A 25,544-nucleotide genomic window follows, 5' to 3' on the forward strand; every position below is an offset into this window, starting at 1 on the left:
CTATGTGAATAGATGGGTAGAAAAGGAGTAGTGACATGGATAATACAAAGGTGCGTGTTGAAAACGTAACAAAAGTATTCGGGAAACATCCGCAAAGAGCCCTTTCTTTATTAAAAGAGGGGAAAAGCAAATCGGAAATTTTAAAAGAGACAGGAATGAACGTTGGTGTAAAAAAAGCAACGTTTGAGGTATACTCTGGAGAAATTTTCGTTATTATGGGTTTGTCTGGTAGCGGGAAATCTACGCTAGTTCGTATGTTAAATCAATTGATTAAACCAACTGCAGGTCATATATACATAGATGGTGAAGACATCGCAACGATGGGAAAAGAAGAGTTACGGAGAGTAAGAAGAACGAAAATGAGTATGGTATTTCAGAAGTTCGCTCTATTTCCGCATCGTACGGTTATACAAAATGTTGCATATGGTTTAGAAATACAAGGGGTTTCGGTAGAAGAGCGAGAGAAAAAAGCGTTAGAATCGCTACAGTTAGTAGGACTCGATCATCATAAAGATAATTATCCAAGTCAACTTAGTGGTGGTATGCAGCAGCGCGTTGGAATCGCAAGAGCACTAACGAATAATCCAGATGTATTACTAATGGACGAGTCATTCAGTGCATTAGATCCACTTATTCGAAAAGAAATGCAAGATGAATTGTTAGAGTTACAAGATAAAATGGAAAAAACGATTATATTTATTACACATGATTTAGATGAAGCGCTTCGAATTGGGGATCGTATCGCATTAATGAAAGATGGAGAAATTGTCCAAATTGGAACGCCAGAAGAAATTATGATGAGCCCCGCTAATGAATTCGTAGAAAAGTTTGTTGCGGATGTGAATTTAGGAAAAGTAATTACAGCGGAATCTATATTAAAACGACCAGAAACTTTATTAATTGATCGTGGACCACGTGTAGCCCTTCAAATTATGAGGAATGCAGGTGTTTCAACTGTATATGTTGTCAATAAAAAGTATGAGTTTTTAGGTATATTAACCGCGGATGATGCGAGTAAAGCAGTTCAAAAACAATGGCCGATTGCTGATTTATTACTTAATGATATTCCGCATGTGTATTTAGATACTTTACTGGAAGAGACATATGCAAAAATGGCGGAGATGAAATATCCGTTACCAGTAATCGATGAGAAGAAAAGGCTAAGAGGAATTATTAAACGTGAAAGTGTCATTCAAGCTCTTGCAGGAAACATTGAGGAAGAGGTGAAAGACGATGAATAATATACCACGTATTCCTTTAGGAGAATGGGTCGACTCATTTGTTGCAAGTTTATATGAGCACCTTGAAGGCATATTCCGAGGTTTCTCTTATATTATCGGCGGATTCGTTGATTTACTCACTAATTTTTTAACAATAATACCGGCCATATTGATGATTATTATCCTTTGTTTCCTCATTTGGTACACAACGAGAAAAGTATCATTAATTATTTTTACACTAATCGGCTTATTGTTTATTTTAAATATTAACTACTGGGCACAAACGATGCAAACATTAGCACTCGTACTTACGTCTGTTATTATTTCAATTATTGTCGGAATTCCAATTGGAATATTAGCATCTCAAAATGAACGTTTTTCAAAATTTTTAAAACCAACATTAGATTTTATGCAAACAATGCCGGCATTCGTATACCTCATTCCAGCGATTACATTTTTCGGAGTTGGTGTAGTACCTGGAATTATTGCATCGGTAATCTTTGCAATGCCACCTACAATTCGTTTTACTGACTTAGGAATTAGACAAGTTCCAGAAGATTTAATTGAAGCAGCGAATGCATTTGGATCCACAGCATCACAAAAACTATTTAAAGTACAATTACCACTTGCAACCGGAACGATTATGGCTGGTGTGAACCAAAGCATTATGCTTTCGTTATCAATGGTTGTAACAGCGTCACTTGTAGGAGCTCCTGGGCTTGGAGTTGATGTATATCGCTCGGTAACACAAGTTAATATCGGAATGGGATTTGAAGCTGGATTAGCTATCGTAGTAATCGCAATTATATTAGACCGAATTACACAAGGGTTCCATACGAAAAGAAAATAATGACCAAAAAACACACTTTTATACTACAAAGTGTGTTTTTTATTGCATCCAGTTTACATACGAACGATAACAGAACCTCCAGCTGGTGCACAAACTTGGTTTTGCTGTTGTTCCATGGATTTAATTAATTGATTATTTTCTTCGATTAATGAGATTAATTTAGCTAACTGACTTTCAAGGCTAGCGATGCGCGGCATCATATATTGTGAATCATGATGCAATGTATTCCTTACAGGATGGGGGGAATAAACATACTGTTGATTTATATTTGGATTCCAATGAGGATGCATTTGAATCGTTCCTCCGTCAATAAATTACGGATCTTTCTTATAGTAAATGCCTATATATATTTAATGGTTACTTGAAATTTTTTCATTATAAAAGGAGTATGTACAGAAAATGGAAAATATTATATGAAGTTAAAGTGCTTTTTTTGAAAAGATTCAAGCGAGATAGTGCGTATATTAATACATTTAAGTGAATGCATGTTGTTTAGGGAGAAATGATGGGAGGAGATGCAATTTTGGCTAAAAATAAAAAAAGAAATGATGCTTTGGCAATAGGTGTCGGTATAGGGGTTGTAATCGGTGTATTTCAAGGGCACTTTACAAATAATTTAGTAATCGGAATTGTGATTGGGATTATAATTGGGATTGCGTTTTTGAAGAAATAATGAGGTGTAAATTCATTTCAAAAATTGCTGTATAAAGAGAATGAAAATTCGGAATAAGGAACTTGTTTTTCCTTTTTTTGTGATATTATATATGAAAAGGATGGTGATGGATATGTCAACAAACAATCAAGTAGAACAAAACTGCTTCATTTGCGAAAAACATAAAGGAAATATTATAGTTCCAGGTGGAGCTATTTACGAAGATGAACTCGTTTACGTTGGACATGTCTACTGGGATAGTGAAGAAACATACCTAGGTTATGTAATGATAGATATAAAAAGACATGTACCTGGCCTTGCTGAACTAACAGATGAAGAAGCGAAAGCGTTAGGACTTATAACAAGTAGAGTAAGTAAAGCGCTAAAAGAAAGCGAAGGTGCAGAGCATATTTACACTTTTGTTTCAGGAAATGGTGTACCACATATGCATATGCACATTATTCCACGTTATCCCAATACACCAAAAGAATTTTGGTCACCAACCGAAGTAGCGAAATGGACTGGTGCACCATATGGTGATGAAGAGAAAATAAAAAAACTATGCGAAAGAATACGTAAGTATATGGTAAATGAGTATGCATACAACAAATAATACACAATATTCATGGGTTGGAAATATAGAAATGTGTTTAGGAGAAATTTCAGTTAAGCAATATGGTGATATTGTACTTGGTAAATATGGCGGGAATATAAGTGCTGGAGCGAAAAAGAATGAAGATGGTGCGTTAGTTTGGCCGAATGATGATTGGGAGTTTACAGCTATTTTAGATGGACATAATAGTGCGGAAAGTGTTGATTTAGTAGTAAATACAATCGAAAAAGAATATGAAAATATAAGAATAATTTTGAATGAACCAATTGATACAGTATTTCGATCTGTTGAAAATCATATACTTTCAATTTTTCAATCCTCTTCATTTAAAGAAAAATGCCAAAGAATTAAAGGTGAAACAGCTTGCTTACTATGTGTAAGAAAAGAAAATTATATATGGTGGCTTTCTATTGGTGATTGTTTAGTGTATGTATTTCATGAAGAGTTACATAAGTTAGGGCAATATGCATTAAATCAACGTCATTTTTACGAATGGATTGGAAATGTAAACACATTTGATTTACCTGTTCCTTGCTATTCATCAGGTATTCGTGAATTACGTACTGGAAAGAACCGAATTGTAATGGTGACAGATGGGGTATTAGAATGCGGGGAACGCCGATATGAAACGCCATTAAATCTGTATAATAATATGAATAGAAATAATATTAAACTTAAAGAAAATGTTCACAATGTTTTAGAACATGTTCATCATCAATTCGGACGAGATAGTGCGACCATTATTAGTTGGGATGTTGAAAATAAAGATAATGCTACGTATCCGAGTGATCAGCCGGAGAAAAGGTAAAGGAGGAGGCCTTTCTGTTTCTTTTGAAACTAATTGTCTTATTGTTATGGATTATAATTTTAATTTTTTTAGAAAAAATCGTGAGGAAGAAGTTAAATATACCGAGACAAACAGGATGGAATAGTAAATATGTCAGTCAATCACATAAATGGGGACAATGGATCATCATTATTTCTTATGTAGTACTTATGATGATAGGTTCAATTTGGAATCCAATATACATGACTTATATACCAATTTTCTTTTTTATGACGTTGTACATTTTTCAAGGATATATGCAGTGGAAATATGATAGTAAAGCAAAAGAATATATTATTTCGTTTGGAATTGTTCCGTTATTAATAATTACAGGTATTATTTTGAATGTATTCTATAATACGTATTGGTGATGGATGGTCATACAAATAAAGGGTGAGAAAATGATAAGACCACATTTACGGGCTGAAGTAATGATTGTAAACGACGAACATTCAAAAGTACTAGTACAATGTGATGAAAACGAATCATTTTATCGTTTTCCAGGTGGCTCTATTGAATTTGGTGAAACGTCAAAAGAAGCAATAATTCGAGAGTTAATAGAAGAATACGATTTGAAAGTTCATGTTCAAGAGTTAGCAATTGTAAATGAACACATTTTTGAGTGGGACAACGAAAAAGGTCATCATTGTACATTGATATATTGGGGGACTGTTGAAAAAATCATTACAAATGAAATAAGGCATAAAGAGCATGAGGATATTATATTAATTTGGAAAAGTCTAGAGGAATTACAGGAGAAGCCGACATATCCTGAAGGAATCATAAGTTATTTAGAAGGGGATAACCGTAATATAGTCCAATTTATTTCAAGTAATTAAATGAAATAATAGGAGGGGTGAAAATAGGAGCTTCTACTTTTTGGATTATAACTATTGTTTTTTGTATAGCTGTCTATTTTCTCGATAAGTTTTTAAGAAAAAAATTGAATATGCCCAAGGGTGGTTTTTGGGGATATAAGAAACATGTAAATAGTTTACATAAAAAATTGGAAATAGGACTACTTTTTATTTATTTAATAACTAGCTTTATGTTTATCTTTAAATTCGAAAGTATTAATATTGCTTATGTCATTTTTACTTATTTAGGTGGGAAGTTAATCTTAAGAGCATTGATGGAATGGAAGTATGATAGAGAGTCGAAAGAATATATATTTTCGGTAATTGGGGTATTCACGTTTATTTTTATGACTTCGATACTATTTTACTTCTTTCCACCTGCTGTATAATAAAAAAATTGATAGTATAAATAATAAGATAACTAACGAATAAGAAACCATTTACTTAGGAATAAACGGTTTCTTATTCTGTGTATGAAATTCTGTCTTTTTCATTCAATCATTTATTTTAGCTAGTATGAATGTAATGAAATTTGTTTTGTCCTCCGCATACTTATGTTTATCAGTAGGATTAGCTTGTGAAAGTTGAATTTTTAATTGTTCATACTGTATACGAGATGTTTTATTGTCTATTAAGTAATCTCGAAATTGTAATTGTTCTATTAAATATTTATTTCCTTGTTCATACATATGAATTTGATGAGTTCGTGGCTCTCCTTTATTAAAATAGTATCTTTCAGGCAATACATCTTTTCTGTATTTATAATTTAGTAGTTCCAACTTTGCGATACATTGTATGCCAACTGCATTATCTTTTAGTTCTATTGCTATATCAATAATTGGCTTTGCACTTAAATATGGAATAGAAGTACTACCAATATGGTGTATCGCTAAAATATGTTCGCCAATTTGTTCCTCAATGATTTGTTTCTCTTTCATAAACTCAATTTCCCATTCTTCAGTCCACGGCACTAAAAACACTTTCCCATACGGTAAACCTAACATTTAATTAGCACCTCTTTCAAAATAGTTTTCAAAAAGTTTATTACATCTTCTTAAAGCTTCTCAAAACAAGGTGTTCCCACAATCTCCAAGGAAGAATCTTCTTCGTAAAGATCATAAATTTTACACCTTTTCCAATAGGATATCGTAAAGTAGTACGCTTTGTTTCAGCAATTTCAACGATTTTATTAGCAACATCTATCGGATTACCAAATGTATCACTACCGCTATTAATATGTTTTTGTATTTTATCCATATATTCTTTGTAAGGAGATGTTGTATCAGATTGGTTTTCAGCTAGTTGTTTACCAACCTCCCATATATTTGTGTTGTAAGAACCAGGTTCAATTAAAGCGACATCTATTCCGAAAGGTTTTACTTCTAAGCGAAGCGATTCACTCCAGCCTTCTAATGCATATTTTGAAGATACATAAGGAGATAAACCAGGAAATCCAACTTGGCCGCTAATGCTGCTTATATTAATGATTTTTCCACTTCTTTGTTTTCTCATATACGGTAAGACAAGCTGGGTAATTGATATAGCTCCAAATAGGTTCGTTTCAAATTGTTTACGGTATTCCTCTACTGGAATTTCTTCTACAAAGCCGCCATTTGCATATCCTGCATTATTAACAAGTAGGTCAACTTTTTGTATTTCTTTTAAAAATAATTGGAAGTTATGTATAGAGTTTTGATCGGTTACATCTAATTGTTGAATTTTTATGTTTTGTTGTAAGTTGAGTTGAGTAGCTTGAGATAGTAAGTTCACTTGTTTTTCAAGGTTCCGCATTGTAGCAATAACTAAATAATCTTTTTTTGCGAGTTCGAGTGTAGTTAATAGTCCAAATCCACTTGAGGCTCCAGTAATTATTGCGATTTTTTTATTCATTTTTCGCCAGCTTTCTTTTTCTCTTATCATAACGAGTTATGATAAGAAAATCTATTATTCTTACATTTAGTATGAAATCAATTTGTATGTAAAAAAAGGGGATTATAGGGAATCAGCGTATATAGAGTAGTGTATATTAATATGATAATGAAATGAGGGAAGAAAAATGGTCCATGTAAAAGCTGTATTAGCGGATCAGTTATTAGCAAATGCAAATGATCCCAGTTGGTATATGCCATTTTCAGATGCAGTTAAGGGTTTGTCTGAGAGGGAAGCTTTCTGGAAACCGAATGAAGAGAGTAATAGTATAGCTGAAATCGTACAACATTTACTGTATTGGAACTCTACGTGGCAAACTAGGTATAAAGAATCAAATGTGAATGCAGTACCCGCTATAGGAGATAATAACAAAAGTTTTATGCTCTCAGATAATCAAACTTTCGATGAATTACGGGAAAAACTACTAGAAAAACTGTTACAATGGCAAAATCTCATAAATGAAGAAAAGGTTGAAAGTGATGTAGTGGGATTTCCTGTTTCTGCAAAGTGGTGGGAAGTGCTAGCGAATGTAACAACTCATAATGCATATCATATTGGTCAAATTATTTACATCCGAAAATTACAGAAGAGCTTTGATAATGAATAAAGTAACAATTCTCTTATTAAGGGAACAAAGGTGGACAAAACGAGACAAACGTCTCATTTTGTCCACTTTTTTATTGTTAAAAGATAGAGAAAACCTATTAAAACAAGGATTCGAAATTGGCACAATACTTGCAATATAAAAGACGAACAAGAAAATAGGAGGGCTGGACATGTTAAAAACAACTGAAAGTAAAGGGAATGAAATTACGAAAGAACAAGTTCATTGGATGTACGAAAAAATGTTAGAAATTCGTAAGTTTGAAGATAAGGTGCATGAATTGTTCGCGCAAGGCGTTTTGCCAGGTTTCGTTCATTTATACGCAGGTGAAGAAGCGGTAGCAGTTGGTGTATGTGCCCACTTAACGGATAGTGACAGTATTACAAGTACACATAGAGGTCATGGACATTGTATCGCAAAAGGTTGTGATTTAAATGGTATGATGGCTGAACTTTTCGGGAAAGCGACAGGATTATGTAAAGGTAAAGGCGGTTCCATGCATATTGCCGATTTAGATAAAGGAATGCTTGGTGCGAATGGCATTGTAGGCGGGGGTTTCCCACTTGCTTGCGGTTCAGCATTAACAGCTAAATATAAAGGAACAAAAGATGTAAGTGTTTGCTTCTTCGGTGACGGAGCAAATAATGAAGGAACATTCCATGAAGGGGTTAATTTAGCGGCGATTTGGAAGTTACCAGTTATTTTTATTGCAGAAAATAACGGTTACGGTGAAGCAACTACATTTGAATATGCTTCAAGTTGTGATTCTATCGCTGATCGCGCAAAAGCTTATAATATTCCAGGTGTTCAAGTAGATGGAAAAGATCTTCTAGCTGTATATAAAGCTGCTGCAGAAGCAGTTGAACGTGCGCGTAATGGTGATGGTCCAACAATTATTGAATGTATGACATATCGTAATTATGGTCATTTCGAAGGTGAAGCGCAAACATATAAAACATCAGAAGAAAAAGAAGAACATTTAAACGAAAAAGATGCAATTGTGAATTTCCGTAAGCATTTAATTCATGAAGGTTTATTAACAGAATCTGAACTTGTTGATATGGAAAAAGCAGTAGATGATGCAGTACAAAGATCCATTGAATTTAGTGAAAATAGTCCATACCCAGAGGATGAAGAATTATTAAAAGATGTATACGTTTCTTACAAATAAGAGGAGGGTGAAAAATTATGACTAGAACAGTAAGTATGTCAACTGCAATTAATGAAGCGATGAAAATCTCAATGCGTCGTGATGAAAATGTAATTTTAATAGGTGAAGACGTTGCAGGTGGTGCACAAGTTGATCACCTGCAAGATGATGAAGCATGGGGCGGTGTACTCGGTGTTACAAAAGGACTTGTACAAGAATTTGGACGAAATCGTATTTTAGATACACCAATTTCTGAAGCGGGTTATATGGGAGCGGCGATGGCAGCTGCGGCAACAGGATTACGTCCGATTGCTGAATTAATGTTTAATGATTTCATCGGCAGTTGTCTTGATCAAGTATTAAACCAAGGTGCAAAATTCCGCTATATGTTCGGTGGTAAAGCGAAAGTCCCCGTTACAGTACGTACGATGCATGGTGCTGGTTTTAGCGCAGCAGCTCAGCATTCGCAAAGTTTATACGCATTATTTACAAGCATTCCAGGTATTAAAGTTGTCGTTCCTTCCACTCCATATGACGCAAAAGGCTTATTATTAGCGGCAATTGAAGATGATGACCCAGTAATCTTCTTTGAAGATAAAACACTTTACAATATGAAAGGTGAAGTGCCAGAAGGATACTATACAATTCCATTAGGAAAAGCAGATATTAAACGGGAAGGTTCTGATTTAACAATTGTCGCAATCGGAAAGCAAGTTCATACAGCGCTTGCAGCTGCAAAGCAATTATCGAAAAAGGGGCTTGAAGTAGAAGTAATTGATCCACGATCTTTATCACCGCTTGATGAAGATACTATTTTATCATCTGTTGAAAAAACAAATCGTCTTATCGTCATTGACGAAGCGAATCCTAGATGTAGTATTGCAACAGATATTGCGGCAATTGTGGCGGATAAAGGTTTTGATTTGTTAGATGCACCTATTAAACGAATTACAGCACCACATACACCTGTTCCATTCTCACCGCCACTTGAAAAGTTGTATTTGCCAACGCCAGAAAAAGTAATTGAAACTGTATCAGAAATGATCGGAGACCAATCTTTATTACATGTGTAATAAAACGATGAGAAGGGAGAGAGACACATGGCTGTAGAAGTTGTAATGCCGAAGTTAGGTATGGCGATGAAAGAAGGTATTATTACGAGCTGGAATATTAAAGCAGGCGATAATGTAGCAAAAGGAGAACTGATCGCTAGTATTAACTCAGAAAAAATTGAAACGGAAATTGAAGCACCCGCTGATGGTACGGTACTTGATATAGCTGTAAGTGAAGATGAAGGAGTGCCGCCTGGTACTGTAATTTGCTACATCGGTAAACCGAATGAAAAAGTAGAGATGAAGGAAAGTACACCTGTTATAGAAGAAAAAACATCTAATATAGAAGCGCAACATGTACAACATCCAGAACCTTATGTGAAAGAAGTGGCGAAGCAACGAATCAAAATTTCACCTGTAGCGAAGAAAATTGCAAAGTCTGAAAATCTGGATATCAAGGAATTAGTTGGCACAGGTCCTGGCGGAAGGATTACAAAGGCAGATGTATTAAAAGCACTTGAGGTAAGAGGAAACGTTCCGGAAATATCTGAACGAGAAGAAAGTAACGCGGTTCCTGTTACTGGTATGCGTAAAGCAATCGCAAATCGTATGCACGCAAGCTTACAAAATAGCGCACAATTAACGTTAACGATGAAAGTAGATGTAACAGATTTAGTTGCTTTACATAAAGAAATAGCAGAAGTTGTACAAAAAAGATATGATAACAAACTAACCATTACGGATTTCGTCTCTCGTGCTGTTGTATTAGCGCTTGGGGAGCATAAAGAAATGAACAGCGCTTATATAGATGATGCAATTCATCAATTTGAACATGTTCATTTAGGCATGGCAGTCGCATTAGAAAAAGGGTTAGTCGTTTCGGCTATTCGCTTTGCAAATAATTTATCTTTAGTAGAGTTGTCTAAAGAGATTAAGAATGTGGCACAAAAGGCACGAGCAGGTAGCTTAAGTAGTGATGATATGCACGGAACGACATTTACAATTAGTAATTTAGGTAGCTTTGGTATTGAATATTTTACGCCGGTATTAAATACACCTGAAACTGGTATTTTAGGTGTAGGTGCAATTGAACATGTTCCTGTATATAAAGGGGAAAAACTAAGAAAAGGAAGTATGTTACCTTTAAGTTTAACATTCGATCATCGTGTATTAGACGGTGCACCAGCAGCTGCATTTTTACGCACAATTAAACATTATTTAGAAGAACCTATAACAATTCTTTTATAAAGAGAAGGTGAGAGAATGGATAAATTAGTTGTTATTGGGGGTGGACCTGCTGGCTATGTAGCAGCAATTACCGCGGCTCAAAATGGCAAAGATGTCACTCTTATTGATGAAGCTGACCTTGGCGGAACATGTTTAAATGTTGGGTGTATGCCTACGAAATCACTGTTAGAAAGTGCTGAAGTACATGACATTGTGAGAAAAGCGAATGATTATGGAGTTACGATTAATACAGAAAATATCTCAATTGATTGGGGTCAAATACAGGCGAGGAAATCACAAATCGTAAAGCAACTCGTCCAAGGAATACAATATTTAATGAAGAAAAATAAAATTAAAGTTGTAAAAGGAAAAGCGAAATTCGAAACGGATCATCGTGTGCGAGTTGTACAAGGAAATAAAGAAGAAGTAATTGATGGAGGGAGCTTTATTATTGCAGCTGGTTCCGAACCTACAGAATTACCATTCGCTCCGTTCGATGGAAAATGGATTTTAAATAGTAGCCATGCAATGTCTCTTGAGAGTGTACCATCTTCATTGTTAATCGTTGGCGGTGGTGTAATAGGATGTGAGTTTGCAAGTATTTATAGTAGACTCGGCACAAAAGTATCGATAGTTGAGATGGCACCGCAATTACTACCTGGTGAAGATGAAGATATCGCGAATATTTTAAGAGAGAAATTAGAAAAAGATGGTGTGGAAATTTTTACGGGAGCAGTTTTAAAAGGATTAAATAACTATAAGAAGCAAGCTTCATTTGAATACGAGGGAATTACTCACGAAGTAACTCCAGAATTTGTTCTTGTTTCTGTAGGAAGAAAACCACGAGTACAACAATTAGGATTAGAAAAGGCAGGAGTTCAGTTTTCAAATAAAGGGATTGCTGTGAATGAACATATGCAAACGAACGTATCACATATTTACGCAGTTGGTGATGTGATCGGTGGAATTCAGCTTGCTCACGTTGCCTTCCATGAAGGAACGACAGCAGCATTACACGCAAGCGGAGAAGACGTGAAAGTAAATTATCACGTTGTTCCCCGTTGTATATACACAGCTCCAGAAATAGCTAGTGTCGGGTTAAGTGAAAAAGGTGCAAGAGAACAATATGGTGATATTCTCATTGGAGAATTCCATTTTACAGCGAACGGAAAAGCTCTTATTTTAGGAGAACAAACGGGTAAAGTAAAAGTCATTGTGGAACCTAAATACCAAGAAATTGTAGGGATTTCTATTATCGGTCCTCATGCAACTGAACTTATTGGTCAAGGGACCGTAATGATTCATACAGAAGTTACCGCTGATATAATGAGAGATTATATTGCAGCGCATCCAACCTTATCTGAAGCGATTCATGAAGCATTATTGCAAGCTGTAGGACAGGCTGTACATGCTTAAATCGAATTATAATAAACCACTATTCTCTAAATGAATGAGAGAATAGTGGTTTGAATTTTTATAGAAGAAATTAAATCCTCTATTACTTTTTAATGTCAATAGCTGAAGTTTTATCGTTCCATTCAGGAGCTAAATTAGCAGTTTTACCGTACCAATCAGCGTGTTTAAATAAAACGCCTTTTCCATATCCTTGTGTTGAAGTGTGTTCCCAAAGTGTTGTTGAATAACTTGCAGAAGGCGACGCTGTACTTACAGAAGAAATTCTGTCATTCCAGCTAGATGGTAAGTTTTTAAAGCCACTGCTCCAGTAAATATATTGGCCACCTTTATCTTTATGTTCATAAAAATCAGTACTACCAGCACCACTACCTAAAGGATTAATATTATTTTTAATTGCTTTTTTATCCTTTGCAATATACGCATCCAATGTTTCGCGGCTAGTAAAACCATAAGCTAGCCAATCTCCATTTTCATTTTGCTTAGGTAATACCATAGTAATTTGGATATCTTTCTTATCCTGATCACTTAATTTTGCAAATGAATTAACATTTTGTTCATCCACTTTTAAATAATCAAATGACTTAATTGTGTTACTTTTTTCCTCAGCACTTACTGCACCTAGTCCTCCAGTTAATGCAAAACCCGCTACTAATGTCCCTGCTACTAATTTCTTCAACATATAACCATCCCTTTTTGTTTGAATTTTTGTACAGGTGAATCTTGTACAGCTAAAATGTATTCTAATTTTATACTTTTGTAAATATTCTGAAGTTTTAGAAATAATAGGCGGAATATTTACATTTTTACATTATTTCTTTAGAAAAAATGGTTATTGGAATGATATAATAAGTGGATGCATTGCTTTTACTGGATGTAAAGATATTTTAGGAGAGGTGTCATTGAAATATTTTACAAGAGAATGGTATAAAAAAATGCAAGTTTTAGAATTTGTAAGTTTTATAGAGTCTATAAAAGAATGGTCGGAAATGGATATACAAAGTTTAAAGGAAGAAATAGAGGAAAGGAAAATAGATTTATTAAAATTCCTTCCTGAATCGATATACTCAATTATACAAAACATAACAATTAATTCAGAATACCCATCAGGTGAACTGAAAAAACTTATGCAAGAGTGGACAACAGATTATGAGAAAAGAATGGCACAATTAGATCAATCATACGTAGAATATTTTAATTCCATTGAGAAAAAACTTCCGTCAAATGTCGCTCAGTTACACAAGACATCACTACACGATAGTGTAATTAAAGTAATAAAGAGAGAATCAGAAGATACTTTGTCTATCGTATTAGATTGCAGTGGTACTTTTAGTGAATTTGATAAACTTGAAGTAACCTTTATAGGAGTAACAAAGTGTTCTATGCAGGAAAACTTTGACAGTGCTTGGTGGCTATATCATGAAATAGCTCTTACTGAAGATGGTTTTGAACTAGGTGTTTTATTTGACTCTCCATTTAGAGAAGTGACGATTTGCGCAGCAGATGTATTACTTGTGAAGAAATAATGTTGTATGGAGTATTACAAACGTTTGACATAATAAAAAAATAAAGTTATTGTAGATACATGGAGTCTACAATAGGAGCTGTACTATGAAATATTCTAAAGCTACAAATTATGCTCTTCATACAATGCTTTTTCTGGCAAAGGCCACACCAAATAAGTTAGTTAGTGTTTACCAATTAGCAGAAATGCAAAATGTTTCACCAACGTACTTGTCTAAAATACTAACTAAGTTGACGAAGGAAGGGATGATACACTCATCATCTGGTCCAAAGGGCGGTTACTCGCTTAGTAAGAATTGGGAAGATATTTCATTTTTAGATATTATACATGCAATTGAAGGCAAAACATCATTGTTTGACTGTTGTTTACATGACAAACCTGGATGTTTAATTAATGAGGCAATGCTCGCAGCAGAAGAGAAAATGGAAGAAGAGTTAAGAAATCAAAAAATCGTAGATCTTGCGAAAAAAATAAAAGTGGATTTTTAATCTGCTTTTATTTTTAAATTAATTAAGGATAAAAAGGCTCTTTAATATCTTTAATTGTAGTTAGAAAATGATATGAAGAAGGAGAGAAGATGATGAATAATTTTTGGAATGATCGATATAAATCAGATGAATATTTTTACGGGGAAGAACCTAATACATTTATTAAAGAACAAGCATTTCGTTTAGCAAATCACAATAAAGTAATAGCATTTGCGGAGGGAGAAGGTAGAAATGCTGTATTTCTAGCAAGACAAGGGAACGAAGTAACAGCTATTGATTATTCGGAAGATGGATTAGAAAAGACAAAAAAATTGGCAGAGAAGCATAACGTAAACGTGCATACAAAAAAAGTAGATTTATTAGCTGATAGTTTGCCAGAAAATGAATATGATGCGGCAATTATGGTATTTGGACATTTTCATGATGATTATAAAAAAATGATATTAGATAAAATGATACAAACGATAAAACCTGGTGGATTAATTATGTTTGAAGTTTACTCAAAAAAACAAATAAACTATAGTACTGGTGGACCAAAAGATGTTGATATGCTGTATGATCCAATTGATATCCTTACTTGGTGTGAAGAACATAAGGTAATTCATTTCTTTAATGGAGAACAAGAGCGAGTTGAAGGGAAAGGGCACACTGGTTTAGCTGATGTTATTCAAGTTGTTATTAGAAAATTAATATAAGTGTTAATGAAAGTTAAATGTATGAATGTAAAAAGACCAGTCGTATAAGACTGGTCTTTCTATTTAGATACTAAATTATCAAGTTTCCAATATGTATTTGTTAACGGCGCAGCTTTGCTATCTATGTATAAATACATATTATTTAAATCTTTTGGTGAAGTTTTCAGTTCAAATACAACGTCAGTAGTTAAAGAGAATTCGTGTGGAACATTTTTATAGTGCTCGTCACCTATCGGATGAGCTTTACCTTCATATTTCTGACCAGTTTTTTCATCTTGTATGAAATATTTTATTTCCGAAAGATCAATAGTTTGTCCATCGTCTCGAACATTATTAATCATAACACGAGTAGTAAGGCGCCGCTCTTCGTCTATTTTTTCAAACTTTGCATTTTCAACTGTCGCTCTATAGTATTCGTTTTTAACTATTTCTCCATAGTGCATTGCATTCTTTTCGAGAGCGCTCTTTTCTTGTTTTGGTGTAGTATTGCTATTGCACCCTGTTAATATTCCTGTAAATAATAATGCTGTACATGTCGTTTTGATTAATGATTTCATAGTAATCCCTTTCTGTATTAAAAAGTAAAACATAGGAATAATTTTACATGAATAAGGAAATAAATAGAAGTCTTTTAGTGAAATATGCAAATCTGCATTTATTTTATGTAAAGTTAACAAAATAGAAAAAGAGGAAAACACTGCATAAAGACGGAAGAAAAAGGATTGAAAATATTGTGAAACGGAAGAAACGTGCATATAATTAATATAAAGTTCAAATTTCTGAATCTTCAATAACGGTGGTGATAACATGTTTACTGAAGAACGTCGAGAGAAAATTTTAGAACTACTTAATACAGATGGAAGAGTAATCGCAAAGGATCTTGCGGAAAGATTTGATATGTCTATTGATTCTATAAGAAGAGATTTGTCTATTATGGAGAAGGAAGGTTTATTAAAAAGAACCCATGGGGGTGCAATTGAACTTGCACGAGTGAGAAACTTAGCTGTGGAACCAGCTAAACGTTATAGTGATAGCTCAATATATGAGGACACAATTGCAAGAGTTGCGGTATCTTATATACAAGAAGGTGATTCAATTTTTATTGGTGGGGCTTCCGTTCATAATGCGATGCTGAAATATTTACCGGAAGTATCATTTACGGTTATTACGAATTCTATAGAAATAGCTGGTTATCTACGAGAATATAAGAATATTGATACGTATTTAATTGGCGGAAAAGTAAAACCTTCAGGGAATATTACTGATACACTTGCCTCTGAATTGATAAGTAGATTTTCTATTGATCTGTATTTCTCTACAGGTGGAGGCATTTCATTACAAGGTATTAGTACCGCAACACCTGAAGTTGCTTATTTTAGTAAAAGAGTAAGTGAAATTGCTAGAAGAAATATTTGTTTAGTTCCGCATAATAAACTTGGAATAGATTGTTTTATAAGAGGAGAGTCTCTAAAAAAAATTGACATTATTATAACTGACGAAGAGGCTAGTAAAGAAACTGTTCAGGACTTTGAGAAACAAGGTAAACAAGTTGTAATAGCGCCATTATATTCATTTGAAAGGAGTTTGACATGATTGTAAAAGAGCAAGAGTTTCATATAAATGGATTAACTTATACAATTCGTTCTGCAGCTGAGAAAGATGCAGAGCAGTTATCGAAAATTAGAGTTCAGATTGATGGAGAAACTGAAAATATGGATAGAGATGCTGGAGAGGGATTTATAGATGATCTAGGATTTCAAAAAATAATAAAAACAGATAGTGAAGAGACTAAGAATCTCTTTTTAGTTGTAGAAGTGCACAATCGAATCGTTGGATTTTCAAGATGTGAAGGGTCAAATTTTAAGAGATTATCTCATAAAGTGGAGTTTGGTGTTTGTATTTTAAAAGAGTTTTGGGGATATAGAATGGGTAAGAGTCTATTGCAACAATCTATTAAATGGGCTGATGAAAATGCAGTAAATAAAATATCTTTACAAGTATTAGAGACAAACGAGAAAGCTATTCATCTGTATAAAAAATTAGGTTTTGAAGTAGAAGGCATTTTGAAAAATGACAAAAGACTATCGGATGGAAAGTATTATAATACGGTAGTGATGGGAAGGTTTACTGATACTTTTCATAAAAGAGGGGAAGAGGTATGTTTTACAGAAGGAAGTACTATGTAGTGAAAAATGAATTCATAGAAGTATTTAATGATCATTTCAATAACACGAACTTACCTAATCAGTTAAAGCATGGCTCTAGGCTAATAGGACGCTGGATGAAAGGTAATAAGAATGGTACGTCTGAAGTATTCGCCATATGGGAATATGATAGTTTTGAAAGGTATAAAGAAATTGAATCGAAAATTAGAAGTGACGAGATTCATGTAAAAAGAATACATGATTGGTATGAAAAACATGGCGGAAGAGAATATGTTTTACAGAAGTACATAGTAGAGATGAAAAATGAAGAGTTAGTATGTACTGTAAAATAATAGGAGCGAAGACTAATGCAGGTCAGAACGAAATTATATATTAGTTTATCAGCCGCTATTTTATTTGCAATAGCCGTGATTGTTTTCTTTATAAATGGTAATCCACAAAAGTGGTTTTGGTTATGTATTTTCTTTGCGTCCATTATACAAAATATGGTGCTACTAAAAAAGAATAAAGACGAGAATTAATATATTCAAATTATTAACATATTTGTGTCATCTTTCTAGTTGTATTGAAAACGCTTTTATTCAGTTTTATAATAGAAGTATGTTTTATAAATCTCCAAAACAATTAAAAGGGAGATGATACAATGTTAGCTTCACCGTTTTACTTACATACATGGAAAAAGTTTATTGATGAAGGAGTCTTTGATTCGAACCGTATAAACGAAAGAATTTCAGAGTCATGGCATCGATGTAGACAAGCAAATGTGAATCCTTATATGAATAAAGGTCAGAAAATTTCGTCTTCTAATGTTTTTCAAGAACAAAAGAAAAAGAGTGAAATTTTTCTTGATATAGCATTACCTCAAATACAAAATATGAGAAAAACCATTGATGAACTACAAATGATGGCATTATTAATCGATCCAGATGGTTATGTTCTATCGTTAAGTGGAAATAAACAAACGTTAAAGCGAGCGAAACATATTAATTTTATTGAAGGTGTAAAATGGACAGAAGCAGCTGTTGGTACAAATGCAATTGGAACAGCGCTAGAAATTGAAGAAGCTATTATGATAAGTGGTACTGAACATTATTCCGTGGCATCTCATAGCTGGAGTTGTGCGGCTGCTCCTATCCATAATGATGACGGGAAATTAATTGGTGTTCTAGATTTCTCCTGTCCAATTGAATTTTCGCATCCATATATGCTCGGTATGGTAACTTCAATTGCACATGCAATAGAACGTGAATGTAGCATAAGAGTTCATCAAAATGAATTACACTTAATTCATCGTTTTTTGGATGTCATTGATAGTGACGAACAAGTAGTTATTTGTAATCATCGTGATGTTATCGTTTCTGCGAGTAAGAGTGTTCGTGAACGAATAAATAATTGGTCAAGAATGAAGCTTGAAGAGTTAATGCACCATGGATTGGAAACTAAATTAGAGATACCAGTATATAGTAATGAAAGAATGATTGGGAAATGTATGTATTTAAAGAAAAACAAACAAATAAATACATATTCTGCTTTCGCATTTATAAAAGGAATTACTTTTTCAGGAGTTACCGGGACAAGCAAAGCATTTCAACACACACTAGAAGAAATTAAGCTTGTTTCACCGACTGATGCTAGTGTGTATGTATGTGGTGAGACAGGAGTAGGAAAGGAATATGTTGCGAGAGCGATTCATGAAAATAGCCCAAGAAAAGATGGGCCCTTTATAGCTGTTAACTGCGGTTCTCTGCCTAAAGAATTAATGGAAAGTGAATTGTTCGGTTACGTTGAAGGTGCGTTTACAGGTGCGCGACGTCAAGGGTATAAAGGGAAATTTGAACAAGCGCATGGAGGAACATTATTTTTAGATGAAATTGGTGAAGTACCACCAGAGATGCAAGTAGCATTATTGCGTGTTTTACAAGAACGTACAATAACTCCAATAGGAAGTTCAAAAGAGGTACCAGTAAATATTCGTATTATTACTGCCACACATAAAGATTTACTACGGTTAGTAGAAGAAGGGAAATTCCGTCAAGATTTATATTATCGTTTGCACGTTTATCCGTTATATGTTCCATCGTTAATAGAAAGAAAAGAGGATATCTCATATTTTATACAACACTTTTGCGAACGGAAGAATTGGAATGTTGTATTTCCAAAGAGTATTTGCAATCAATTTTTACAACATACATGGCCCGGAAATATTCGAGAACTAGTAAATGTATTAGAACGCATTTACATCTTGTCGCAAGGACGGGAAATATGCGAAAAGCAAGTCGCTTTTTTGCTACAAACAATGATGGGAAATCAACAACAACTTGAGTTACAAGTTGAAAATAAAACAGAACATCCACTAAATTTTCGCGAAAAAATACAGCGTGATAGCATGATTGAAGTATTACAAAAGACAAACGGAAATGTTTCATTAGCTGCAAAACTATTAGATGTACCCCGTAGTACATTTTATAAGCGAATGCAAAAATATAAGTTATAAAGTAGATTTTTATAATCTACTTTTTCTTTGTGGGCTCATGTTCTGTCGGAATCTGCGCTTACCGGGGAAATAATAGAATTGTTAGAAGGGAAATTTCCTAATGGAGGTTAGTATGTGAAGTATATTGAGATTGGAATCGGGAATAAGTGGTTCGTTCGAACGGAAACTGAAAATAAAGATGGGACTGAATTTGAAGAACGAGGAATTATAAAACCTATTTACTTAGAGTCTGTATACGTACGAATTTGGTTTCGGAAAACGTGTTTTATTTTTGATACGAAAGAGGGTTTTAAGAAAGATAAGAAGAGAAGGATTGAATATAAATTTATTGTTGGAATTGTGAGTAGGGTGACTGAAGAAAAAGTACGCTAATGAAAAGCATGTAAAGTAAAAGTGGTACTCAATCTATTGAGTACCACTTTCAGTAAATGATAGAAATTTGTTTGCAAGTTTTTCTTGCGACATGTTTTTATCCTTTCTATATAGAAGTTTGTATTAAGAATATTATGCAATAAATATCAGAAAATACAGTTATTAATAGATTAGGAGAGAATAGTATATCAATGTCACTATATTATAAAAAAATCCGTGAGCAATTAGGGCATGAACTAATATTCATGCCGAGTGTAGCTGCTATTATAAAAAATAAACAGGGGGATATTTTATCCCGCATTAACGGGCAGTAAGACTCCCATCTCAAAATTCAGCGAAAGCAAAGAAGTTAGGTGGGGGATCAACTGCCCGTAAAAGCCCGATTGGTTCAACTAATAATCAGTGAGGGATAATAAAACCCCCACTGATTAAAGTTTCACTTTATTTCAATATCCTGGTGGGGAATACTGGAGTTTGCCAGCTGGAGCAATTGAACTTGGGGAAACTCCAGAAGAAGCAGTAGTTAGGGAAGTTTTGGAAGAAACAGGATTGAAAGTACAAGTAAAAAAACAAAAAGGAGTATTTGGAGGAGAAAAGTACCGCCATACATATCCGAATGGTGATGAAGTAGAATATATTATTGTTGTGTTTGAGTGTGAAGTTAGCGGTGGCGAGTTGAAATCGATAGATGGTGAATCGTTAAAACTAAAATATTTCCCTTTATCTGAAAAGCCCCTTTTAGCATTGCCATACCCAGATAAAATATTTTTATAAATGTAAAATAGCACACCGTATTTATTGCAGGTGTGCTATTTATATAACCCCGTCGTATACATTTCCGTCAATGTATGTACTATCTCTTCTAACTCTAATTTTTTATCATTTTTCACAATCGCCCAAAGAAACATCTCATTCATTGCGAACCAAGCACGTGCTACAATTTCTTTATTTAATTCAGGCTGTGCTAATCCACTTTCTTGAGAGTATGTAATATCCTGCGTAATATTGTTTATGAAGCGTTCCCGTATCTCGTCCCATTTTTTACGTATCTCTTTTGATAATCCGATTGCTTCTTCTACAACTTGTAAAATAGCTCGTTCTTTCTTTGCTAGTTGGAGAAATGCTCTAACTTGATTTCGAATCATTTTATGAGCTTCTTCCTTCGTTTGAGGCAAAAAGGAGCGCTTGGAAATATTATGAAATTGATTCATAACATCTTCCATTAAACTAATTAGGAGATCGTCTTTGTTTTTGAAGTATACATATGCTGTTCCGTAACCGGTTTCTGCATGTTTAATAATTTGTGTAATTGTCGTTTTTTGAAATCCGTTACGTATAAAAATAGTGTAACCAGAGTGTAGTAGTTTCTTCTTCGTTTCTAAGGAGCGGTGTTTTCTTGATGAAAGAGTAGAGTTTTTCAAAGAATCACCTCTTTATACTGAAATATCTGAAAATATAAGTGTATTGTAAAAGAAGTTCATATATAAAGTCAACTGACATAATATCATTGACGTTATATCAATTAAGGTGCTATATTTCAATTAGTTAGAATAAAAAGAAAATTAAGAGAAGGTGACACCATGTATAAAGAACCATTTCAACCAACTTATGAGTATGCGCTTGAATGTGATAAACATGATGAACTGAAAGATTTTCAAACTGAATTCTATAAAAAAGAAGGTACTATATATTTAGATGGAAACTCATTAGGGCTACTTTCAAAAAGAGCAGAGAAATCATTACTTACGTTGCTAGATTCGTGGAAAGAATATGGAATTGACGGCTGGACTGAAGGTGAGCACCCGTGGTTCTTCCTTTCAGAGAAATTAGGTAAACTTACAGCCCCTCTTATTGGAGCTTTACCGGAGGAAACTATTGTAACCGGTTCTACGACTACAAATATACACCAAGTTATTGCGACGTTTTATGAACCGAAAGGAATACGTACAAAAATACTTGCGGATGAATTAACTTTCCCGTCAGATATTTATGCACTTCAAAGTCAAATACGTTTAAAAGGATTAGACCCAGATGAGCATCTAGTAAGAGTGAAAAGCCGAGATGGTAGAACACTTTCTGAAGAAGATATTATTCATGCGATGGAAGATGATATCGCTTTAATTTTATTACCTTCTGTTTTATATAGAAGTGGTCAAATTCTTGATATGAAACGTTTAACAACGGAAGCACATAAACGAGACATTCATATCGGATTTGATTTATGTCATTCAATAGGATCTATTCCGCATCATTTCAAAGATTGGGATGTTGATTTTGCTGTTTGGTGCAATTATAAATATTTAAATGCAGGACCGGGTGGTGTTGCAGGACTTTATGTAAATAATAAACATTTTAATAGACTGCCAGGGTTGTCTGGATGGTTTAGTTCTAAAAAAGATAAGCAGTTTGATATGGAGCATACATTAACAGCCGCTGATCATGCAGGTGCTTATCAAATTGGTACACCTCACGTATTAAGTATAGCACCATTAATTGGTTCTCTTGAAATTTTCAAAGATGCTGGTATTGAACGTTTACGTGAGAAATCTTTACATATTACGAGATACATGCTGAATTTAATTGATCATGAATTAAAAGATTTCGGATTTACAATTGGAAATCCGTTAGAGGATGAAAGTCGAGGCGGGCACATTTATTTAGAGCATGCAGAAGCAGCACGTATATGTAAAGCGCTAAAGGCAAATGGAGTAATTCCAGATTTTAGAGCGCCAAATGGAGTGAGACTTGCGCCGGTCGCTTTATATAACACATACGAAGAAGTGTGGAAATCTGTACAAATATTAAAGGGAATTATGAAAGAAGAAAAGTATAAGCAGTTTGAAAATAAGCGAGAGGTTGTGGCATAAGTATGAAAACATCAGAGTGGATTGATATTTCACAACCGCTAAATAATAATATTGCAACGTGGCCAGGAGACACACCGTTCTCGTATGAAGTTTCATGGTCAAAAGAAGAAAGTGGCTCGGTAAATGTCGGAAAGTTAACGATGAGTATTCATACAGGCACTCATATTGATGCACCATTTCATTTTGATAATGATGGAAAGAAAGTATTGGATTTAGATGTTCAAGTTTATGTTGGCCCAGCACGGATTATTGACGTTTCTAATCTTGAAAGCATCGGGAAAAAGGAATTAGAAAGCTTTCATTTAGAAGGTGTAGAACGATTATTATTACGTACATCTTCACATGGAAAAACTGAAGAATTTCCAGATGTGATCCCTCATTTACGTGCAGACATAGCACCTTTTCTATCAGAGAAAGGTATTCGTTTAATCGGAGTAGATGTACCATCAGTTGATCCGTTAGATGATAAAGAATTAGCAACGCATCATCAATTATTTAAACATGGAATTCATATTTTAGAAAATGTCGTACTAGATCATGTAGCAGACGGTGATTATGAACTTATTGCATTACCACTTGCATTAACTGATGCAGATGGAAGTCCAGTTCGAGCCGTTATTAGACCAATATAAGTAGAATTATATAAAAGGGGCGTTTGGCTAATATGAAAGAAAATGAAAAAGTAATTATTGAAAAAGGGATTCATACGGATTTTAAAGAGAATATGACGTATGGGGAGTATTTACAATTAGATAGTTTACTATCTTCTCAAAAAAGATTATCGGACCATCATGATGAAATGTTATTTATCGTTATCCACCAAGCAAGTGAGCTTTGGATGAAGCTCATTTTACATGAGCTAAATGCGGCGATTGAATCTATTAAACAAGATAAATTACAACCAGCTTTTAAAATGTTAGCACGTGTATCGAAAATTCAGTCTCAAATTATTCAATCTTGGGATATTCTTGCGACATTAACACCATCAGAATATATTGAGTTTCGTGATTCACTCGGTCAAGCTTCAGGTTTTCAATCGTATCAATATCGTATGATTGAGTATGCACTTGGCTATAAAACGCCGCACGCATTAAAAATTTATGAAAAGGATCCAGAATTACATGCACGACTTCATAAAGCGCTACATGCACCAAGTCTATATGATGTCGCGATTCAAGCATTAGTAAAAGAAGGATTCCCTATTCATAAAGATGTGTTAAACCGTGATATTACGCAGCCTTATGAAGAAGATGCAACAGTAGAAGCGGCGTGGTTAGAAGTGTATGTGGATGTGAAAAAATATTGGAATTTATATCAGCTTGCTGAAAAATTGATTGATATTGAAGACTGGCTACAACAATGGCGTTTCCGTCATATGAAAACAGTAGAAAGAATTATTGGACATAAAATGGGAACAGGTGGATCCTCCGGTGTTTCTTATTTAAAACGAGTACTTGATCAAAGATTCTTCCCAGAGCTTTGGAATGTTCGTACGAAATTATAAAAATAAACCTGTCAGTTCATTATGGCTGACAGGTTTATTTTTATTTGAGCACAATTATGTTTAAAATGAAGTAACAAGATATAATAAATGGAGTAACTATTTAAATGGAGGTAAAGTTTTTGGATTTCAAGCAACTAGAAAATAAATTCGAAAAGAAAAAAGTGAATACATTTCTTGTTTATCAAAAAGGGGAATTAACAACTGAGTATTATAAAACACCTGAATGTGCAAATAACTTATATAAAATAAATTCGATTACAAAAAGTATCGTATCTTTATTAATTGGTATTGCAATTGATAAGGGCTATATAAATGATATACATACACCGATTACAGAGTGGATTGAAAATGTACCTGGGGAAAAACATGATTTGACGCTTTATCACTTATTAACAATGACTACTGGTGAGGATTGGAAAGAGTTTGGGAATGGAGTAGTATTCCCAAATGACTTTGTAGAATCAGAGAACTGGGTACAGTACATATTAGAAAAGCCAATAATTGAAAAACCTGCTACAAAAATGAATTATAATTCAGGTTCTTCTCATTTACTGAGCTATATTATTCAAGAAGCTACTGGAATGTCGACAGAGCGGTTTGCAAAGAAATATTTATTTGATCCATTAGAAATTAACGAATACGAATGGCAACAAGATCCGCAGGGTATATATGTTGGCGGCTTCGGTATGAAAATGAAATCTACAGATTTATTAAAATTAGGAAAATTATGTTTACAAAATGGATATTGGAATGGGAAAGAAATTGTATCAGCACAATGGTTAGAAGAGTCAAGCAGGGCGCAATTTGAAACATATGAACATGTCGGTGCCTATGGATATCACTGGTGGGTATTACATAACGAAAGATTTCACATACCGTATTGTATATATTTCGCTATGGGATATGGCGGACAATACATCGTTATCATTCCTCAGTTAGAAGTAGTAGCTATTATAAGTAGTCATATGCCAAAGCGTGGGCTCGTTCCATTAAAATTATTTATTGAGCATGTACAGGGAAATTCTAATTATTTATAAGAAA

The 25,544-nt window shown here is 34.0% G+C and carries 33 protein-coding genes and 1 pseudogene; 28 read left to right on the forward strand and 6 right to left on the reverse strand.

Features of this window, described 5'->3' with window-relative positions:
• Nucleotides 1-35 precede the first annotated feature (35 nt).
• The gene (locus MR160_RS14515) at nt 36-1,241 is read left to right on the forward strand and encodes a quaternary amine ABC transporter ATP-binding protein (protein ID WP_000370608.1); all 1,206 of its coding nucleotides are present in this window, start codon (nt 36-38) and stop codon (nt 1,239-1,241) included.
• Complete coding sequence (locus MR160_RS14520) at nt 1,234-2,070, forward strand: ABC transporter permease (protein ID WP_001059837.1); 837 nt, start codon at nt 1,234-1,236, stop codon at nt 2,068-2,070. The genes MR160_RS14515 and MR160_RS14520 overlap by 8 nt, the downstream gene beginning before the upstream one ends.
• 53 nt (nt 2,071-2,123) lie before the next feature.
• Here the strand turns inward: MR160_RS14520 and MR160_RS14525 are convergent, their stop codons facing one another.
• A complete protein-coding gene (locus MR160_RS14525; protein WP_000553346.1) occupies nt 2,124-2,360 on the reverse strand; it encodes a hypothetical protein in 237 nt (78 codons plus the stop codon).
• A 215-nt stretch (nt 2,361-2,575) separates the two neighbouring features.
• Here MR160_RS14525 and MR160_RS14530 point away from each other — a divergent pair, with 215 nt between their 5' ends.
• The 6 genes from MR160_RS14530 to MR160_RS14555 all read left to right on the forward strand — a co-directional run bounded on the left by MR160_RS14530 (nt 2,576) and on the right by MR160_RS14555 (nt 5,407).
• Complete coding sequence (locus MR160_RS14530; protein WP_000508401.1) at nt 2,576-2,743, forward strand: glycine zipper domain-containing protein; 168 nt, start codon at nt 2,576-2,578, stop codon at nt 2,741-2,743.
• Between the two features lie 91 nt (nt 2,744-2,834).
• Nucleotides 2,835-3,335 (forward strand): HIT family protein, encoded by a 501-nt coding sequence (locus MR160_RS14535; RefSeq protein WP_057187477.1) that lies wholly within the window; start codon nt 2,835-2,837, stop codon nt 3,333-3,335.
• Complete coding sequence (locus MR160_RS14540) at nt 3,313-4,143, forward strand: PP2C family serine/threonine-protein phosphatase (protein WP_098832640.1); 831 nt, start codon at nt 3,313-3,315, stop codon at nt 4,141-4,143. The genes MR160_RS14535 and MR160_RS14540 overlap by 23 nt, the downstream gene beginning before the upstream one ends.
• Nucleotides 4,144-4,166: 23 nt before the next feature.
• A complete protein-coding gene (locus MR160_RS14545; protein ID WP_000767737.1) occupies nt 4,167-4,532 on the forward strand; it encodes a DUF4181 domain-containing protein in 366 nt (121 codons plus the stop codon).
• 30 nt (nt 4,533-4,562) lie between these two features.
• Entirely contained in the window at nt 4,563-5,000 is a 438-nt protein-coding gene (locus tag MR160_RS14550) for an NUDIX domain-containing protein (RefSeq protein WP_000620904.1), read from the forward strand.
• Between the two features lie 23 nt (nt 5,001-5,023).
• A complete protein-coding gene (locus MR160_RS14555; protein ID WP_033669661.1) occupies nt 5,024-5,407 on the forward strand; it encodes a DUF4181 domain-containing protein in 384 nt (127 codons plus the stop codon).
• Nucleotides 5,408-5,512: 105 nt separating this feature from the next.
• Here MR160_RS14555 and MR160_RS14560 read toward each other — a convergent pair whose 3' ends face one another.
• Together MR160_RS14560 and MR160_RS14565 are read right to left on the reverse strand one after the other, a co-directional pair.
• The gene (locus MR160_RS14560) at nt 5,513-6,022 is read right to left on the reverse strand and encodes a GrpB family protein (protein WP_000901210.1); all 510 of its coding nucleotides are present in this window, start codon (nt 6,020-6,022) and stop codon (nt 5,513-5,515) included.
• Between the two features lie 40 nt (nt 6,023-6,062).
• Nucleotides 6,063-6,908, reverse strand: coding sequence for an oxidoreductase (locus MR160_RS14565; RefSeq protein WP_025989043.1), 846 nt, complete (start codon nt 6,906-6,908; stop codon nt 6,063-6,065).
• Between the two features lie 166 nt (nt 6,909-7,074).
• Between MR160_RS14565 and MR160_RS14570 the strand changes: the two genes are divergently transcribed.
• The 6 genes from MR160_RS14570 to lpdA are packed head-to-tail and all read left to right on the forward strand — an operon-like array spanning nt 7,075 to nt 12,396.
• Nucleotides 7,075-7,554 (forward strand): DinB family protein, encoded by a 480-nt coding sequence (locus MR160_RS14570; RefSeq protein WP_071713672.1) that lies wholly within the window; start codon nt 7,075-7,077, stop codon nt 7,552-7,554.
• Nucleotides 7,547-7,693, forward strand: coding sequence for a hypothetical protein (locus MR160_RS14575; protein ID WP_001045415.1), 147 nt, complete (start codon nt 7,547-7,549; stop codon nt 7,691-7,693). The genes MR160_RS14570 and MR160_RS14575 overlap by 8 nt, the downstream gene beginning before the upstream one ends.
• A 30-nt stretch (nt 7,694-7,723) precedes the next feature.
• A complete protein-coding gene (gene acoA / locus MR160_RS14580) occupies nt 7,724-8,722 on the forward strand; it encodes an acetoin:2,6-dichlorophenolindophenol oxidoreductase subunit alpha (RefSeq protein WP_242297643.1) in 999 nt (332 codons plus the stop codon).
• 17 nt (nt 8,723-8,739) lie between these two features.
• Nucleotides 8,740-9,774: an acetoin:2,6-dichlorophenolindophenol oxidoreductase subunit beta gene (gene acoB / locus MR160_RS14585; RefSeq protein ID WP_000198884.1), complete on the forward strand. Its 1,035-nt coding sequence runs from the start codon at nt 8,740-8,742 to the stop codon at nt 9,772-9,774.
• A gap of 27 nt (nt 9,775-9,801) precedes the next feature.
• Nucleotides 9,802-11,001, forward strand: coding sequence for a dihydrolipoamide acetyltransferase family protein (locus MR160_RS14590; RefSeq protein ID WP_242297644.1), 1,200 nt, complete (start codon nt 9,802-9,804; stop codon nt 10,999-11,001).
• Between the two features lie 15 nt (nt 11,002-11,016).
• Entirely contained in the window at nt 11,017-12,396 is a 1,380-nt protein-coding gene (gene lpdA / locus MR160_RS14595) for a dihydrolipoyl dehydrogenase (RefSeq protein WP_242297645.1), read from the forward strand.
• Nucleotides 12,397-12,478: 82 nt separating this feature from the next.
• On the opposite strand, the gene MR160_RS14600 is transcribed toward lpdA, so the two are convergent.
• Nucleotides 12,479-13,075: a hypothetical protein gene (locus MR160_RS14600; protein WP_000914437.1), complete on the reverse strand. Its 597-nt coding sequence runs from the start codon at nt 13,073-13,075 to the stop codon at nt 12,479-12,481.
• Nucleotides 13,076-13,295: 220 nt separating this feature from the next.
• Here MR160_RS14600 and MR160_RS14605 point away from each other — a divergent pair, with 220 nt between their 5' ends.
• From MR160_RS14605 to MR160_RS14615, 3 genes are all read left to right on the forward strand, one after another.
• Nucleotides 13,296-13,919, forward strand: a complete 624-nt coding sequence (locus tag MR160_RS14605; protein WP_000873450.1) for a DUF4085 domain-containing protein — start codon at nt 13,296-13,298, stop codon at nt 13,917-13,919.
• A gap of 85 nt (nt 13,920-14,004) precedes the next feature.
• Nucleotides 14,005-14,406: an Rrf2 family transcriptional regulator gene (locus MR160_RS14610; RefSeq protein WP_000877653.1), complete on the forward strand. Its 402-nt coding sequence runs from the start codon at nt 14,005-14,007 to the stop codon at nt 14,404-14,406.
• A gap of 89 nt (nt 14,407-14,495) precedes the next feature.
• Nucleotides 14,496-15,101, forward strand: coding sequence for a class I SAM-dependent methyltransferase (locus MR160_RS14615; RefSeq protein ID WP_002094049.1), 606 nt, complete (start codon nt 14,496-14,498; stop codon nt 15,099-15,101).
• A gap of 59 nt (nt 15,102-15,160) precedes the next feature.
• Here MR160_RS14615 and MR160_RS14620 read toward each other — a convergent pair whose 3' ends face one another.
• Nucleotides 15,161-15,658, reverse strand: a complete 498-nt coding sequence (locus MR160_RS14620; protein ID WP_000838462.1) for a hypothetical protein — start codon at nt 15,656-15,658, stop codon at nt 15,161-15,163.
• Between the two features lie 250 nt (nt 15,659-15,908).
• Here MR160_RS14620 and MR160_RS14625 point away from each other — a divergent pair, with 250 nt between their 5' ends.
• From MR160_RS14625 to MR160_RS14660, 7 genes and pseudogenes are all read left to right on the forward strand, one after another.
• Nucleotides 15,909-16,694 carry a DeoR/GlpR family DNA-binding transcription regulator gene (locus MR160_RS14625; RefSeq protein WP_000493643.1) on the forward strand — a complete coding sequence of 262 codons (786 nt, stop codon included), beginning with the start codon at nt 15,909-15,911 and terminating at the stop codon, nt 16,692-16,694.
• Entirely contained in the window at nt 16,691-17,287 is a 597-nt protein-coding gene (locus MR160_RS14630; protein ID WP_000635676.1) for a GNAT family N-acetyltransferase, read from the forward strand. Before MR160_RS14625 ends, MR160_RS14630 begins: the two co-directional genes overlap by 4 nt.
• Complete coding sequence (locus MR160_RS14635; protein ID WP_000499995.1) at nt 17,260-17,598, forward strand: NIPSNAP family protein; 339 nt, start codon at nt 17,260-17,262, stop codon at nt 17,596-17,598. The genes MR160_RS14630 and MR160_RS14635 overlap by 28 nt, the downstream gene beginning before the upstream one ends.
• A 15-nt stretch (nt 17,599-17,613) precedes the next feature.
• Complete coding sequence (locus tag MR160_RS14640) at nt 17,614-17,787, forward strand: hypothetical protein (RefSeq protein ID WP_016098613.1); 174 nt, start codon at nt 17,614-17,616, stop codon at nt 17,785-17,787.
• 122 nt (nt 17,788-17,909) lie between these two features.
• Entirely contained in the window at nt 17,910-19,760 is a 1,851-nt protein-coding gene (locus MR160_RS14645; RefSeq protein ID WP_098832642.1) for a sigma-54-dependent Fis family transcriptional regulator, read from the forward strand.
• Nucleotides 19,761-19,874: 114 nt separating this feature from the next.
• Entirely contained in the window at nt 19,875-20,132 is a 258-nt protein-coding gene (locus tag MR160_RS14650) for a DUF3977 family protein (protein WP_000873836.1), read from the forward strand.
• Nucleotides 20,133-20,573: 441 nt separating this feature from the next.
• Nucleotides 20,574-20,906: pseudogene (locus MR160_RS14660) on the forward strand (NUDIX domain-containing protein); the annotation flags it as partial.
• Nucleotides 20,907-20,941: 35 nt separating this feature from the next.
• Here MR160_RS14660 and MR160_RS14665 read toward each other — a convergent pair.
• Complete coding sequence (locus MR160_RS14665) at nt 20,942-21,553, reverse strand: TetR/AcrR family transcriptional regulator (protein WP_000798549.1); 612 nt, start codon at nt 21,551-21,553, stop codon at nt 20,942-20,944.
• Nucleotides 21,554-21,712: 159 nt separating this feature from the next.
• Between MR160_RS14665 and kynU the strand changes: the two genes are divergently transcribed.
• From kynU to MR160_RS14685, 4 genes are all read left to right on the forward strand, one after another.
• The gene (kynU, locus tag MR160_RS14670; protein WP_000276296.1) at nt 21,713-22,999 is read left to right on the forward strand and encodes a kynureninase; all 1,287 of its coding nucleotides are present in this window, start codon (nt 21,713-21,715) and stop codon (nt 22,997-22,999) included.
• Between the two features lie 2 nt (nt 23,000-23,001).
• A complete protein-coding gene (gene kynB / locus MR160_RS14675; RefSeq protein WP_000858077.1) occupies nt 23,002-23,631 on the forward strand; it encodes an arylformamidase in 630 nt (209 codons plus the stop codon).
• A 32-nt stretch (nt 23,632-23,663) separates the two neighbouring features.
• Nucleotides 23,664-24,503 (forward strand): tryptophan 2,3-dioxygenase, encoded by an 840-nt coding sequence (gene kynA / locus MR160_RS14680; protein ID WP_000661940.1) that lies wholly within the window; start codon nt 23,664-23,666, stop codon nt 24,501-24,503.
• Nucleotides 24,504-24,622: 119 nt separating this feature from the next.
• Nucleotides 24,623-25,540 (forward strand): serine hydrolase domain-containing protein, encoded by a 918-nt coding sequence (locus MR160_RS14685; RefSeq protein WP_000346246.1) that lies wholly within the window; start codon nt 24,623-24,625, stop codon nt 25,538-25,540.
• Nucleotides 25,541-25,544: the final 4 nt, after the last annotated feature.

This window comes from Bacillus cereus group sp. BfR-BA-01382, assembly GCF_022663475.1.
GTDB lineage: Bacteria > Bacillota > Bacilli > Bacillales > Bacillaceae_G > Bacillus_A > Bacillus_A thuringiensis_S.